Origin of the sequence: Chryseobacterium tructae, from assembly GCF_030409875.1 — a bacterium.
Lineage (GTDB): Bacteria > Bacteroidota > Bacteroidia > Flavobacteriales > Weeksellaceae > Chryseobacterium > Chryseobacterium tructae.
This window is the reverse complement of the sequence record NZ_JAUFQR010000001.1, coordinates 2,850,818-2,866,188: the sequence shown is the minus strand read 5'-3', so window position 1 is coordinate 2,866,188 and position 15,371 is coordinate 2,850,818. Positions and strand designations below refer to the sequence as shown.

Sequence of the window (15,371 nt, the reverse complement as noted above, 5' to 3'; positions counted from 1 at the left end):
ACCTGAATGATTAAACGCTCTGCTTTTGATCGTTTATTCATTCACTTATTAAATCACACAACAATTTATTATGGAACACACATTAGATATACAAGCAAATAAAGTAAAAGAAACAGTTGGAAAACATGTGTTGGCAGACGGTTTCGATTTCGTGATGGATATTGAAAAATCTCACGGATCATGGCTTTATGATAAACTTACAGACAGAGAATACCTGGATATGTTCTCTATGTTTGCATCAGCTTCCATCGGGTACAACCACCCGTATCTTGTAGAAAGATCAGAATGGTTGGGTAGAATGGCTGTCAATAAACCAACATTGGCAGACGTTTATTCAGAAGAATATGCTCATTTTTTAGAAGTATTTGAGAGAGTGGTAATTCCTGAGGAATTACAGTACGCTTTCTTTATTGAAGGCGGAACTTTAGGCGTTGAAAACGCATTGAAGGCTTGCTTCGACTGGAAAACGCGTAAGAACTTTGCTAAAGGACTTGATACTGAAGCCGGAATCTGTATTCATTTCAAGCAGGCTTTCCACGGAAGAAGTGGGTATACTTTAAGCTTAACAAATACTTCAGATCCTAGGAAATACCAATATTTTCCACTCTTTAAGTGGCCAAGAATTTTAAATCCGAAATTATCATTCCCGATCACAGAGGAGAATCTTGCAGAAACAATTAAGAACGAGCAATTAGCTTTAGTTCAGATTGAAGAAGCAATTCTGATGAACCCTGATAAAGTAGCTTGTATCATCATTGAGCCTATTCAGGCAGAAGGTGGTGACAATCACTTCAGAGACGAATTCTTATTAGGTTTAAGAAGAATCTGTGACGATAATGAAATCTTACTTATTTTTGATGAAGTTCAGACCGGGATTGCCATTACAGGAAAAATGTGGGCATTTCAACACTTTGCAGCAAAACCGGACATTATTTCTTTTGGTAAAAAAGCACAAGTTTGCGGGGTTTTAGCGAACAAAGAAAAGTTTGACGAAGTTCCGAACAACGTTTTCAGAGAAAGCTCAAGAATCAATTCTACATTTGGAGGTAACTTTATCGATATGCTTCGTTTCCAATTGGTAATGGAAGTCATCGAAAAAGAGAACCTTGTAGAAAATGCAAGAGTGGTAGGAGATTTCCTATTGGAAAGTTTAAAAGCATTAGCTGAGAAATATCCTTCAAAAATTTCCAATGCAAGAGGTAGAGGATTAATGTGTGCCATTGATCTTCCATCCGGAGAAGACAGAAACAAAATGATGACTGAATTATTCAATGATGGATTGATCATTCTTCCTTGTGGAGATCATTCTTTACGCTTCAGACCACATTTGAATGTTACCAAAGAAGAAATTCAATTAGCATTAGATAAAATTGAAAATAATATTAATAAGATTTAAAAACAAAGATTTGTAATTTTCGAAAAAACATTGTACATTTAGATACTCAAACATTTAGAATATGGAAAGAAGTACGAGAGTATCAGTTTATGAAAGTGATAACCCTTCAGAAATTCAGTTGGTTAAGTCTAAATTGGATGACGCGCAAATTACAAATACCGTTGAAAACAACTATCTGACATTTACTACAACCCCTACAGCAACATCGCTGAAGGTAATGGTAGATTTGGAAGATGAGAAGAAAGCATTTGAAATTATTGATGCTTATCTTCAACAAAGTGAAAATTAATAAAACAATTTCATAATTTTAAATTTTACTACTTCGAACCGAAAATTAATTCTTAATTAATTTTCGGTTTTTTAATTAAATCAATCATTAAATTATTAAAAAATAAATGTTTAAAAGATGATTTGAAGAACTATTATTTTATATCAGAAGCAAAGTTAGATAAACAGAAATTTGTATTGGTCTGATTTAAATTTGATGCAAAAGCTTTGGTAACCTTATGCTATATTTTTAAGGAAGTAAAGACGGATGCTGTCTCAAAAGTGTCATTCTGAATGAAATGCAATGTAATGAAGAATCTCAAACAATTGATTTTCAAATAAGATTCTTCCTGCGTCAGAATGACAAAAGTCAAATTAATTGACTTTTGAGACAACCTCTCATTAAGTAATCGTATAGCCAATCGCTTTTTCTACGACGAAGTCGAAGCCTTTGCCCACTTAAAGTCTTAAGCTTTATAAATAAAACCTTTGCGTTAATAAAAATCAGCTTTAAATTAAGAATAAATAGTTCTGATTTTAGTCTTTTAGACTCTATATTTTTAATCAAAATCAACAACATGAATCCAGAAATCAAACTAAGAAAATCGGAAATTGAAGACAGAGACATCATTTGGGGAATCATTCAGCAGTCCATTGAAAGAAGAAGACAAGACGGAAGCACGCAGTGGCAAAATGGCTATCCTAATCTTGGTACCGTAGAAAGTGATATAGCAAAAGGTTTCGGATATGTGCTTACAGTAGATAGGGAAATTGCAGTATACGCTGCTTTGATCCTTAATGATGAACCTGCATACAGCAAAATTGAAGGCGCATGGCTGAGTGACGGAGAATTTGTGGTTGTACACCTTGTGGCGATTGATGAAAAGTTTGCAGGACAGGGGATGACTAAAAAGCTTTTCGATCATATTGAGGATTTTACCAGAGCCAATGGAATTCAGAGTGTTAAGGTAGATACGAACTATGATAATATTGCTATGCTGAAGATTCTTGAAAGCAAAGGATATTCTTACTGTGGAGAAGTGGTTTTGGCAGATGGATTAAGGAAAGCTTATGAGAAGATTATAATTTAAGCAAAAAGTTAAATCAAGTTTCATTGAATTTTTAAAACGCCTTGTATTTATAATGTCTATCAGCTTTGTTCGTTTGGTTCTGAACTAATTTTTACTTTTGTTCAAATTTTTATATTATGCACCAAAGTATAGAAATTGATGAAAAAATTTTTCAAGATGCCGTAAAATTCTATGGCACCGTGTTCAGCTTACCCCCTTTAGCTTCAAAAATCTATTCCTACCTTCTTTTCGATTATGAGAAAGTAGGAATTACTTTTGACGAGTTTGTTGAAGTGCTCTCCGCGAGTAAAAGTTCAGTTTCCACTAGTATTTCGCTATTGTTAAATGCACAGCTTATTGTAGATCATAACAAGATGGATGAGCGGAAACGGTATTTTTTCATCAATGATGAATACAAAAAAATTCGATTTGAGAAAATTGTCCAAAAAATGCAGGACGAATTAAGACTATTAGATGATTTAAACAATTTTAAAAAAAGTAAAGACGATGGATACAACGAAAGAATAGAAGTTTACAAAGCACTCTTAAATAAAAACATAGAAAATATTCAGGAATCTCTTAATAAACTATAAAATGAATAATAAGCTAGTTATACTTTCAATGGCAGCGCTTTCTCTCACAGCCTGCAAAAAAGAAGCTCCAAAACAAGACGGTGCCAAGCCGTACCCTGTTGTTTCGGTGGAGTCAAAAAATATAGTAGGTTATCAGACGTTTCCGGCTACTATCCAAGGTAGAGTAAACAATGATGTACGTGCTAAAATACAAGGATATATTACCCAGTTACTGGTAGATGAAGGGCAATATGTTACCAAAGGACAACCTTTATTCCGCTTGGAAACCAATATCCTTACTGAAAACGCTGCTGCTTCCAAAGCAGGAATTGGAGCTGCTGAATCCAGTATTGCCGCTGCACAGGCATCTGTAAATGCTGCACAGGTAGAAGTGAACAAACTGAAGCCGCTGGTTCAGAAAAATATCATCAGTAACGTACAGTTACAAACTGCTCAGGCTCAACTTGCCCAGGCTCAGGCTCAGTTAGCCCAGGCCCATGCTTCAAAAAGACAAGCTGAAGCAAATTATAAAGGGGTAGAAGCGAATATCGAATATTCAATTATTCGCGCGCCTATTTCAGGGGTAGTTGGAAGACTGCCATTGAAAGTCGGAAGTTTGGTAGGACCATCAGATCAGATCCCTTTGACAACAATTTCTGATACTTCGGAGATCTTTGCTTACTTTGCAATGAACGAAAAGGAGTATTTTGATTTCCTTGAAAAGTCTCCAGGAGCTTCTATGCCTGAAAAAATCAAAAACTTACCAATGGTTGAGTTACAATTAGCCAACGGCAGTCTTTATCCTGAAAAAGGAAGAATTGAAGCCATTACCGGTCAAATTGATCCTACCACGGGAACCATTCAGTTCAGAGTTGCATTCTCCAATGCTCAGAAATTATTAAGCAATGGGAATAGCGGAACGATCAGATTCCCTCAGCACTATGATAATGTTCTTGTGGTTCCTGAAAGTGCTACTTATGAACAACAAGGTATTGTATACGTATACAAAATTGAAAAAGGAGATACAGCTAAAAATGTTGTTGTAAATGTTATTGACAGAATCGACAATTTAGCGCTTATCAAATCAGGAATTAATAAAGGTGAAAGAGTTGTTGCAGCTGGTATCGGAGGTTTGAAACCGGGAACAGCAGTGAAACCAAAGCCAATTAAAATGGATAGTCTTGTTCAATCAATAAAACCGAAATTCTAATGATAAAAAATTTTATTAACAGACCGGTTTTATCTACCGTAATCTCAATCTTGATTGTGATTCTCGGTGTGCTAGGGCTGATCTCGTTACCGGTTACACAGTATCCGGATATTGCGCCTCCTACAGTAAGTGTTTCGGCAAACTATACAGGGGCGAATGCGGAAACTGTAATGAAAAGTGTAGTTGTTCCTTTGGAAGAGCAGATCAACGGGGTGGAAGGAATGGACTATATTACTTCCTCTGCGGGAAATGACGGTTCTGCACAGATCCAGGTTTTCTTTAAACAAGGAATAGATCCGGATATTGCAGCAGTAAACGTGCAAAACCGTGTGGCTAGAGCAACTCCTCTTTTGCCATCAGAAGTAACGCGTTCAGGGGTTGTAACGCAGAAGCAGCAGACCAGTGCCCTGATGTATATGTCTTTCTATTCTGAAAATAAAGATCTTGACGATGTATATCTTCAAAACTTCTTGAATATCAATATTATACCAAACCTGAAAAGGGTAAATGGTGTAGGGGATGCCAACGTTTTCGGAGGGAAAAACTATTCCATGAGAATCTGGCTGGATCCTGCAAAAATGGCTGCATACGGAGTAACACCTACAGATGTTACCAATGCGATCAACGAGCAGAGTAGAGAAGCAGCAGCGGGTTCTATTGGTCAGAATAGTGGGAGTTCTTTTGAATATATTATCAAGTATGTAGGTAAATTCAACGATAAAGAACAGTACGATAATATCATCATCAAATCTCTTACAAACGGACAAAATCTAATGCTGAAAGACGTTGCTAAAGTAGAATTGGCGGGTCAATCTTATACAGGGATCGGAGAAAACGGAAACAACCCTTCTATCAGTATGGGGATTTTCCAGACGCCAGGCTCTAACGCACAGGAGATTATTAAAAATATCAAAACCTATCTGAAATCTGCAGAAAGTACTTTCCCTAAAGGAATTAAATATACTTTCAACTTTGATACCAACGAATTCCTGGAAGCTTCTATTGAAAAGGTAGTGCATACGCTGATCGAGGCTTTCATTCTGGTATTTATTGTAGTATATATTTCCTTCAGGATTTCAGATCTACCCTGATTCCGGCCATTGCGGTTCCGGTATCTATTGTAGGGGCATTCTTCTTTCTGAATTTATTTGGATATTCATTAAACCTGTTAACCCTATTTGCATTGGTACTGGCGATTGGTATTGTGGTGGATGACGCTATTGTCGTCGTCGAGGCCGTGCATGCCAAGATGGAACATGGTATTTCAGATGCTAAAAAAGCAACAGTGGAAGCCATGGATGAGATTACAGGGGCTATTATTTCTATTACTTTGGTAATGGCAGCGGTATTTATTCCTGTAACATTTATTACAGGTCCAACAGGGGTATTTTACCAACAGTTTGGAATTACGCTGATTATTGCGATCATTATTTCTGCTATTAATGCATTAACGTTGAGCCCTGTTTTATGTTCATTATTCCTAAAACCTCACGCAGAGCATCATGCAGAATATAAGAACCTAAACCTGTTACAGAAGTTTTTCTATAAGTTTAATATTGCTTTTAAAACAACAACTGAGCGTTACGGAAGAGGATTTGTATTCCTGTTAAGACATAAATGGGTAACCCTTGTTATTTTCGCCATTACAGGAGGAATCTTATTTTGGGCAAGCAGCAGTATGAAGAAGGGATTTGTACCTACAGAAGACAGAGGGATTATCTTTACCGATGTTCAGCTTCCTCCAGGTGCTTCTATGGAAAGAACTTATAATGCATTGAAAACACTTCAGGCTAAAGCAATGAAAGTTCCGGGAGTGCAGAATGTAACGATTTCCACAGGTAGAGGATTCTTATCCGGAAACGGAAGTAACAATGGTCTTGCCTTTGTGAAACTGAAACCATTCGAAGAAAGAAAAAAAGATGGGCAGACGTCTGAAGATATCACCAAAAAATTATTTGGAATCGTAGGAGCTGTTCCTGATGCTAAAGTAGTGTTCTTTCAACCGCCAAGTGTACCGGGATTTGGTAGCAGTGCTGGTTTTGAAATGGTATTGCTGGACAAATCAGGTGGAGAATATGTTGATCTGGATAATAAAACCAATGAATTCATTGGGAAATTGATGGAAAGACCTGAAATTCAGTTTGCACAGACTTCATTCAATACAAAATATCCTCAGTATCAGATGGAAATTAATGTTCCTTTGAGTAAGCAGCTTGGGGTTTCTGTAAATGATATTCTGGCTACCATGCAGGGGTATATTGGAGGTGTTTATACAGCCGATTTTACCAAATATGGAAAACAGTTCAGGGTAATGGTTCAGGCACTTCCTGAAAACAGAAAAAACATTGAAAATCTGAATCAGCTCTATATCAGAACAGGTTCAGGGATCATGTCTCCGATTTCACAGTTTGTAACTCTGAAAAAAGCGTACGGACCACAATCTGTAAGCCGTTATAACCTATTTACTTCAGTAAAAGTGACAGGAGCAAACTCTGACGGATACAGTTCCGGGGATGCTATTGCCGCAGTACAGCAGGTTGCTCATGAAACCCTGAACCAAAATTATGCAGTAGAATTTACCGGGTTAACCAGAGAAGAATTGAATTCAGGATCTCAGACCCTTCTGATTTTCGGACTAAGTTTGGTCTTTGTTTACTTTATCCTTTCTGCACAGTATGAAAGTTATATCCTTCCGCTTATCGTTGTTATCTCTCTTCCTCTTGGGGTAATGGGAGCTTACTTCGGACAGAAGATTATGGGCTTGGAAAATAATATTTATTTCCAGATTGCCCTGATCATGCTCGTCGGATTGTTGGCAAAAAATGCAATCCTTATTGTTGAATTTGCGGTTCAGAGAAGACACCATGGTGAAACAATTGTAATGTCTGCCATCAATGCAGCAAAAGCAAGGGTAAGACCGATTCTGATGACTTCATTTGCCTTTATCTTTGGTTTATTGCCATTAGTATTAGCTAGTGGAATTGGAGCAGTAGGTAACAGATCCATTGCAACAGGAGCAGCCATAGGATTGTTGATAGGTACTGTTTTAGGTCTTTTTGTAATTCCTGTATTGTATGTGATTTTTGAAAGCATACAGGAGAAAATTAAGCCTATTAAAAAAGAAGATATCAATTTAGCAGAGTAAATTAATTTAGTTTAAGGTTTTTGGTGTAAAAGTTAATGACTGAAAGCCAGAAACCTTGAGCTTTTAAATTTCAAATAATGAAAAGTTTAATAAACATCATAAAAGGAATAACTTTCTCAGCGATCATGCTGGGTGCAATCACGTCCTGTATGGCCAGAAAAGAATATGAAAGGCCTAAGAACGTCGTTGACGAAAAGCTTTTCCGTACAGATATGCTTCCTTCAGACAGTGCCACCGTTGCGAATGTTTCCTGGAAGGAAATCTTTACAGATCCGGTACTTCAGGGGCATATTACCAAGGCTTTGGATAATAACCTGGATATCAGAATTGCTTTACAGAATATCAATTCTGCTGAAGCTTATCTTAAGCAAAGTAAAGCAGCTTATGCTCCCACTTTAGCTGTAGGCCCTAATTATACCTTCCAAACCCAATCTATCAATACCCAATTTGGGCAGATCATTGGGGAAAGACGATATGTGAACCAATTTGATATTACTGCCACTTTAGGATGGGAAGCAGATATCTGGGGGAAAATGAGAGCACAGGAAAAAGCTCAATTAGCAGCATATTTAGGTACCGTGGCTGCTCATAAGGCTGTAAAAAGCGGACTTGTTGCTTCTATTGCTTCTGCTTATTATCAGTTGTTGACTTTTGATGCTCAGAAGAAGATCATTACAGAAACAATTGCTATCCGTGAGAAGAATCTGGAAACTACAAAAGCATTAAAAGCTTCCGGAACCCTTACAGAAGTAGCTGTACAACAGAGTGAGGCACTCGTTTTCAATGCAAAATCTTTATTGATAGATATCGATACACAAATTCAATTGCTTGAAAATGCGATGAGCCTTTTAATGGGCGAGCCTTCTCACTCTATTGAAAGATCTACGCTGGAAGGGCAGAATCTTCCTATTGATTTGAAACTTGGATATCCAGCTCAATTGCTAGCTAACCGTCCGGATGTGATGCAAGCTGAATACAGCCTAATGAATGCATTTGAGCTAACTAATGTTGCAAAAGCACAGTTTTACCCTACATTAAAGCTTACAGGAACAGGAGGACTTCAGTCTGTAGATATTGACCACCTGTTTAATGTGAACTCTTTGTTTGCTAATGTGGTGGCAGGATTAGCACAGCCAATTCTGAATAAAAGAACAATTAAAACGAACTATGAGATAAGTTTAGCAAACAAGGAGACAGCTTATCTTAACTTCAGAAAAACAGTTCTTACCGCAGGACAACAAGTGTCAAATGCCATTCGAGTATTTTCTGTACAGGATTCATTTATTGATTTAAAACAGAAAGAATTGAATGCTTACAAGAATTCAGTAGAATATTCTCAGGAATTGGTAAACTATGGGATGGCCAACTATCTTGAAGTTTTGAATGCCAGTGTTAATTCATTGAATGCAGAACTTAATATTTCCAATGCGAGATATAGCAAAATGAAAGCTGCTGTTGACCTTTATCAGGCTCTTGGTGGAGGCTGGAAATAAACAGTATTCTTTAATAAATTATGAAACGTGTGTCAGCAATGATGCACGTTTTTTGTTGGAAGCTGGAGGCTGGAAGAAAGGATATTATTGGAGTTAAGGGTAGAGGTTTAGGCTTGTTTAAGATTATTTGGTTTGCTTTTTTGCTGGGAGAGTGAGAACCATTGTGGCTTAAAATATCCTTCCTCTATTTAAAAAGGCAATCATAAATTTTTAGTCAAATAGTATTTCCATCTCCCATCTTCCATCTTCCCACCTTTTAATATAAGTTAAAATACAAATTTTTGTTGTATATATGTATTTAACTACGTAGTTTTATACTTTAAAATTGAACCACAATGAAAGTACAAATACAATCCATTGGAAATACGTATTCCGAACAGGCTATTGATTTGATTCTGACGATTCAGCAAAAGGAGTTTAATATTCCGATTACAGTAGATGATCAACCTGATTTGAAGCAGATAGAAAGTTTTTACCACGAAGCTGGAGGAAACTTTTGGGGAGCCTTTATTGATGGGGAGCTTATAGGGTCTATTGCTTTGGTGAAATTTGATGAAAAAGCTGGAGCCATCAGAAAGATGTTTGTTAAAAAAGAATTCAGAGGTAAAGAGCTGAATATTGCTCAAATCTTACTGGATATTTTAATTGCTTTTTGTCACGAAAACAAAATCGAAGACCTATATTTAGGAACCATAACGGTGTTGAAAGCTGCTCAGCGTTTTTATGAAAGGAATAACTTTACGAAGATCAAAAAAGAAACTCTTCCCGAACGTTTTCCATTAATGAGTGCCGACGATATTTTTTACCAACTCCATATTGATTGAAAATGAATGTTATTAATGAAGCCGGAATCCTTGCGATATCCACCAGACTTCACCGTCTCAGTGAACAATTGAGAAAGGATGGAGCGCTTATCTATAAAGCTTTTGGGATTGATTTTGAATTAAAATGGTTTCCGGTAATTTTTACGATCTATAAAAAAGAGGGGGCAAGTGTAGTTGAAATTGCCAATGAAATAGGGTATACCCATCCATCCACAATAACTTTACTTAAAGAGCTTGAAAAACTAGAATTGATACAATGGGAAAAAGACAAACAGGATGAACGTAAAAGACTGTTTAGGCTTACCTCAAAAGGACAGGAACTTATTGATAAGATGAAACCGGTATGGGAACTTATGTCCCAAATATTGGGGGATATTTCCAATAATCAGAATAATTTGTTGGCCGCTATAGATGAAGCAGAGGAGAAAATTATCAATCAGTCTTTCTACCAAAGAGCCTTACAGCTTAAAAATTCAAAATAAGGACAATTCTCATCTATCGAAAATTTTCTTCTCTGGAAAAAAATATTCATCAGTCCTTTGGCTGTCAGTGTTTTCCAAAATATTATATTTTACACCTGATTTTCTCATGATCAGGTGTTCTAAAATCTTACAGATATAATATCATTGAAATGGTGCATTTTACTAGCTGAATAGCAATCGTTTTGTGCTAGATATTTTAACTGTGTCTATTTGTTTTTACTAAAGTGTGACTGTGTTTGTTTATTCCATTTTCCGAATTTAGCATGATAAAATTTTAACTTAATATCATAAAATATGAAGATAGCAATGATAGGCTATAGAATGGAAAAAAAATTTTCAGAGGGAATTGCCAATGATGAAGATTCCGAACTTATTAATTATCTATCAGAAAAAGGGCTGAATGTTGAAGCCGCTATCTGGAATGATAAAAATGTTGACTGGAGAAGTTATGCTGTAGCTGTTATCAAGTCTCCCTGGGATTATCATAATCATTTGAATGAATTTCTAACCTGGCTGGATCATATTGATCAATTGGGGGTTAAAGTATTAAATCCTGTAGATATTATCCGATGGAATAGTGATAAACATTATCTAAAAGAGATACTGGAAAAAGGATTTCAGGTGATTCCTGCACAATATATTGAGAAAGGCTCTGTATTCAGTGAACTTTTTTTTGATAATTTTAAAACAGATAAACTAGTTGTTAAGCCGTGTGTGAGTGCGGGAGCCCAAAATACTATTACTGTCAATAGGAATAATTTTCATGAGAGGTTGATTGAAATTAATCAACTTGTAAAAGAACAAGACTATATGGTGCAGCCTTTTGTAGAAGAGATCAAAAATGGAGAATGGTCATTCTTGTTTTTTAATGGAAAATATAGCCACTGTGCATTAAAAAAACCTAAAGAAGGTGACTTTAGAGTACAGCATTACCACGGTGGAAGTATTAGTTATCCAATCCCTGATCCGATGCATATAGAACAAGCGGGAGTATTTTTAAAAAGTTTACCATTGCCAACACTTTACGCAAGGGTAGATGGTGTTATTGTTAATAATTCATTTCACCTGATGGAACTCGAACTAATAGAACCTTTTCTATTTCTAAATTCAGATAAGAACCTATTAGAAAATTATTATCAAGCTTTGAAGGCTTTGATTTTTTAATATCTATATCAAAATCACATTGTATGTATCGGTGTTATTTAACTTTATCTGTATTAGCGTTGCTTTTGGTTGTTCCCAATCTGTTTCTGGCTGGTGTAACAGATCCTAAGCAGTACAAAAAGAATGAAAAAATGAAAGGAGATCCCCAAACTATACTACAACTGCAGAATTTACTCGATCAATATTCCAAAGATAAACCAGGTTTTACTTTTATGGCAAAGTATGATAATGGAGTATATTATGATGGGACTGCAGGGTTGGCCTCTCTTTCTCCGAAAAGAAATATGAAGGCGAATGATGTATTTAATCTGGCTTCTGTTTCAAAGCAATTTACTGCCTTTGCAATATTACTCCTGGAGAAAGATAAAAAGCTTTCATTAGATGACTCTGTTTATAAATTCATGCCTGAACTTGGCGAATATGTTAAACCTGTTACAATTTCCAACCTGATCCATCATACAGGCGGAATATCCGATTATATGCAACTGGCGGAAGAAAAAGGGATGATCTATGGAGACGATATTTTAACCGGCGAAGAATCTCTAAAACATTTGTACGAGTTGACAAGAACTGAATTTATACCTGGAACTGAATTTGAATATAGCAATACAGGTTATTTCTTATTGGCTCAAATTGTAGAAAAAGTAAGTGGTATGTCTATAAAAGAATTTAGCAGAACACGGATATTTGAACCATTAAGGATGACAAATACATTTATAGTAGATCAATACCCAATTAAACAGGATTATGTGTTGTCTTATGATAAACAAGGTAAGGTTCATGAGGTTAAATGGAATCATACCGGTGATGGAGCAGTGCACAGTAATGTACATGATCTTATGATATGGGGTGAAAATATAACATCAGGTGAAGTAGGAGGTAAGGATTTGGTTAAAAAATTTGTGACTCCTTTTAGTCCGATTGATGTTCATGGAAAACAGGTTGCAAAATATGAACCTTATGCCTTTGGTCTAAAAGAATCTAAAATTCAGAATGAAAATGCATTGGAACATTCCGGTGGCTGGGAAAGCTATGAAACAAATTTTATTCGTATTCCCAGTAAAAAACTGACAATAGCTGTACTCGCTAATAATGAAGAAGTGGATGCCATAAACATCAGCCATGAAATTGCAAAAATACTTTTACAATAGAATATTTTTCTAATATTTTAAAATTTAACGGAAATAATAAACAACTCAGGTAATCGCCTGAGTTGTTTTCATTTTAAGAAAAATTATGATATCACTGTTAATCTAGTGTCGTGCAAAAATCTGGATAATTCCTTCTAATAAACAGATCTTATAATACATGCTATCTTATTCATTATCAAAAAAGTCGTAATTCTACTACAATTTTTTAAATAATAGGTAATTCATTTTGATGTGAGTATTTAAGATGATATATTGCATAACCAAATCAATAAAAAAACTTATGAAAAAGAACCATATACACTTGAAATACAGTTGTTGCTAAACAGCTATGAGTACTGATTCTACAGCTACTCTTTCTGATGCCCTCCTCAAGACAGTCTGATAGTAATAGTGCATTGAGACCATAGTATCTTACTTGATTGTCCTCCCGAGCAGAATGGTCCCACCTTTTGGGTGAAAATCTCCGTATTTATACAACCGATAAAACTTATGACATCATGTTTAAAGAAGAAAACAATCTGTCTAAAAAAAGTGCAGATTCCGTAAAAAAATTAGATGTAGTAAACAATATTCAGGAAATCGCAACCAATATACCCACTTCCAATAAGACCCTATCAAATATTAAGACAGCAAGTGGTGCAGCCCAGAGTTTTATGAACCAGCCTTTAATTCCTACTACACCAACTATTGTGGAGGATAAGGTTTGGTCAAAACAACCTACCTCAAAAATTTTCAATGCAGAAGGTATTTCAGAAAGTGCTATTGCAGGGATCAACAGAGTGGTAAAACTTGAAATATTTGTGGAAGGCAAGGAAATTAAATTTTTCAAAAATTTTAAATTGACACAAAGTGCGCTAAAGCACCACCAGTTTGATCTTGTCCTCGCTCACGATACTTTAGGAAGTGCTGAAAATCATAACCTCGAAGAAGCACAAAGCTTTTTAGGGAAAAGAGTAACTGTTGTTTTTAAATATAAGGATGTTGAAAATAGCCCTGAGCGAAACTTTGTAGGAGTTATCACAGAGGTTGGTTTTGGACAGGATAAAGGAAGCTTGGGAAATATTATCTTAACAGGTTATAGTCCAACTATTTTACTGGATTCTGCCGCTCATACACAAAGTTTTGGCGGAAAACAGGAGATCAGTCTGAACAGTATTGCTGACCAGGTCATGAAAGAAGGATTAGGCAGCAGTAAATTCGATGTCAGGGTAGATGCACAGTATGGAAATGTATCTTACAGTTCTCAATATGACGAAACCCACTATAATTATCTCGCGAGAATTGCTGAAGCCTATGGTGAACAGTTTTTCTATGATGGTGAAGTACTCCATTTCGGAAAATTACCCCCACAGCAGAAACCGGTGACTCTTACTTACGGAAGCAATGTAGCGGATGTAAAGATTAAAATGAAGGCGCAGCATGTGAAGCCTTCTTTTTATGGTTATAACAGCAGTAAAAATGAGAAATTAAAAGGAGGTGATTCCAAGATCAATCATACCTCTGATATCGCAAAACGGGCTTATGAAATTTCAGAAAAGACATTTATTACCCCGTCTTTAAGTGTTGCCCCTATAAAAGCAGCAAGAGTAACAGATGTTGACGCATCTCAAAAGAGTGCAACCGGAAGTAATTCTGTGAATGTGTTTACAACGTCCGGAACCACTTCAGTACCATTTTTATATCCGGGATGTACCGCAGATATTGAAATGCGTAAACCAGACAGCAGTGAAACTTCATATTTTACAAAGCTTATGATGACTGAAGTGACCCATGAAGTAGATGCAAGAGGATATTATACCGGATCTTTTGAAGCGATTGCAGCAGATACTGGTTTTATGCCACGTCCTGAATTTGATAGTCCAAAGGCAGAACCGCAATTTGCAAAGGTAATTTCTAATACAGATCCACTCAATCAAGGCCGCGTACAGGTACAATTTGACTGGCAAAACGGAGGCACCACCACTGAATTCATCAGAGTGATGACTCCCGATGCAGGAAGTAGTGATAAGGTAAGCAAGAATCGCGGATTTATGGCTATTCCGGAAGTAGATGATCATATTATGGTCAACTTTGTACATCAGCATCCTGATCGTCCGTTTGTAATGGGCGGAATGTATCATGGCGGAGCTGGCGGAGGCGGTGGTCAGGGCAATAATGTTAAAAGTTTGAGCAGTAAAAGTGGTCATACCATTAGTCTTAATGATGCTGGCGGAATTACAATCACCGATAGAACAGGAGGAAATATTATTACCGTAGATGGAACCAATACCATTTCTGCAGTAGCCAGCAAAAAAGTAACACTGGACAACGGAAAATCGTCCATTACAATAGATGATGAAACGATTACCATTCAAGCTAAAAATATCCACATTACTGGTGAAACTATTGTTTCCATGGGAAGCGGCAAAGCAGGTATAGAACTAAGTTCAAAAGAAAATATAGCCGCACTTTCCGGTACTACAGTCACTACTTCCGGAAGCAAAGATGTACAGATTTCAGCCAAAGAAACGAGTATCAGTGCAACAGCTAAGGTTTCTATAGATGGCGGAGCCGGAGATACAATAATAACAGGCGGTTTGGTTAAGTTAAATTCATAA

Annotated in this window: 11 protein-coding genes and 1 pseudogene; all 12 read left to right on the top strand. The window is 36.4% G+C overall.

The genetic code is table 11. From position 1 onward, the window contains the following. The first annotated feature begins 70 nt into the window (after nt 1–70). The 12 genes and pseudogenes from lat (at nt 71) to QWZ06_RS14175 (ending at nt 15,371) form a co-directional block, all read left to right on the top strand. Nucleotides 71–1,396, top strand: coding sequence for an L-lysine 6-transaminase (gene lat, locus QWZ06_RS14230; RefSeq protein WP_290298940.1), 1,326 nt, complete (start codon nt 71–73; stop codon nt 1,394–1,396). A 61-nt stretch (nt 1,397–1,457) separates the two neighbouring features. Then, nucleotides 1,458–1,685 carry a DUF2007 domain-containing protein gene (locus QWZ06_RS14225; protein WP_106915805.1) on the top strand — a complete coding sequence of 76 codons (228 nt, stop codon included), beginning with the start codon at nt 1,458–1,460 and terminating at the stop codon, nt 1,683–1,685. 556 nt (nt 1,686–2,241) lie between these two features. Next, the gene (locus QWZ06_RS14220; protein ID WP_290298933.1) at nt 2,242–2,754 is read left to right on the top strand and encodes a GNAT family N-acetyltransferase; all 513 of its coding nucleotides are present in this window, start codon (nt 2,242–2,244) and stop codon (nt 2,752–2,754) included. A 116-nt stretch (nt 2,755–2,870) separates the two neighbouring features. Beyond that, entirely contained in the window at nt 2,871–3,326 is a 456-nt protein-coding gene (locus QWZ06_RS14215; protein WP_034694378.1) for a hypothetical protein, read from the top strand. 1 nt (nt 3,327) lies between these two features. After that, nucleotides 3,328–4,515 (top strand): efflux RND transporter periplasmic adaptor subunit, encoded by a 1,188-nt coding sequence (locus QWZ06_RS14210; protein WP_290298927.1) that lies wholly within the window; start codon nt 3,328–3,330, stop codon nt 4,513–4,515. Then, nucleotides 4,515–7,660 (top strand): annotated as a pseudogene (locus QWZ06_RS14205) (efflux RND transporter permease subunit). The gene QWZ06_RS14210 and the pseudogene QWZ06_RS14205 overlap by 1 nt, the downstream one beginning before the upstream one ends. A 77-nt stretch (nt 7,661–7,737) precedes the next feature. Next, the gene (locus QWZ06_RS14200) at nt 7,738–9,153 is read left to right on the top strand and encodes an efflux transporter outer membrane subunit (protein WP_290298924.1); all 1,416 of its coding nucleotides are present in this window, start codon (nt 7,738–7,740) and stop codon (nt 9,151–9,153) included. Nucleotides 9,154–9,488: 335 nt separating this feature from the next. Further along, nucleotides 9,489–9,977: a GNAT family N-acetyltransferase gene (locus tag QWZ06_RS14195; protein ID WP_290298922.1), complete on the top strand. Its 489-nt coding sequence runs from the start codon at nt 9,489–9,491 to the stop codon at nt 9,975–9,977. 2 nt (nt 9,978–9,979) lie between these two features. Beyond that, a complete protein-coding gene (locus QWZ06_RS14190; protein ID WP_290298919.1) occupies nt 9,980–10,459 on the top strand; it encodes a MarR family winged helix-turn-helix transcriptional regulator in 480 nt (159 codons plus the stop codon). A gap of 294 nt (nt 10,460–10,753) precedes the next feature. Beyond that, entirely contained in the window at nt 10,754–11,623 is an 870-nt protein-coding gene (locus QWZ06_RS14185; RefSeq protein WP_290298917.1) for an ATP-grasp domain-containing protein, read from the top strand. A gap of 23 nt (nt 11,624–11,646) precedes the next feature. Next, nucleotides 11,647–12,774, top strand: a complete 1,128-nt coding sequence (locus QWZ06_RS14180; protein WP_290298914.1) for a serine hydrolase domain-containing protein — start codon at nt 11,647–11,649, stop codon at nt 12,772–12,774. Nucleotides 12,775–13,271: 497 nt separating this feature from the next. Further along, nucleotides 13,272–15,371, top strand: a complete 2,100-nt coding sequence (locus QWZ06_RS14175; RefSeq protein WP_290298912.1) for a type VI secretion system Vgr family protein — start codon at nt 13,272–13,274, stop codon at nt 15,369–15,371.

What these genes read in the sequence shown, in the direction of transcription:
- lat (WP_290298940.1), top strand. Translation starts at nt 71, where the DNA reads ATGGAACACACATTAGATATACAAGCAAATAAAGTAAAAGAAACAGTT.
- QWZ06_RS14225 (WP_106915805.1), top strand. Translation starts at nt 1,458, where the DNA reads ATGGAAAGAAGTACGAGAGTATCAGTTTATGAAAGTGATAACCCTTCA.
- QWZ06_RS14220 (WP_290298933.1), top strand. Translation starts at nt 2,242, where the DNA reads ATGAATCCAGAAATCAAACTAAGAAAATCGGAAATTGAAGACAGAGAC.
- QWZ06_RS14215 (WP_034694378.1), top strand. Translation starts at nt 2,871, where the DNA reads ATGCACCAAAGTATAGAAATTGATGAAAAAATTTTTCAAGATGCCGTA.
- QWZ06_RS14210 (WP_290298927.1), top strand. Translation starts at nt 3,328, where the DNA reads ATGAATAATAAGCTAGTTATACTTTCAATGGCAGCGCTTTCTCTCACA.
- QWZ06_RS14200 (WP_290298924.1), top strand. Translation starts at nt 7,738, where the DNA reads ATGAAAAGTTTAATAAACATCATAAAAGGAATAACTTTCTCAGCGATC.
- QWZ06_RS14195 (WP_290298922.1), top strand. Translation starts at nt 9,489, where the DNA reads ATGAAAGTACAAATACAATCCATTGGAAATACGTATTCCGAACAGGCT.
- QWZ06_RS14190 (WP_290298919.1), top strand. Translation starts at nt 9,980, where the DNA reads ATGAATGTTATTAATGAAGCCGGAATCCTTGCGATATCCACCAGACTT.
- QWZ06_RS14185 (WP_290298917.1), top strand. Translation starts at nt 10,754, where the DNA reads ATGAAGATAGCAATGATAGGCTATAGAATGGAAAAAAAATTTTCAGAG.
- QWZ06_RS14180 (WP_290298914.1), top strand. Translation starts at nt 11,647, where the DNA reads ATGTATCGGTGTTATTTAACTTTATCTGTATTAGCGTTGCTTTTGGTT.
- QWZ06_RS14175 (WP_290298912.1), top strand. Translation starts at nt 13,272, where the DNA reads ATGTTTAAAGAAGAAAACAATCTGTCTAAAAAAAGTGCAGATTCCGTA.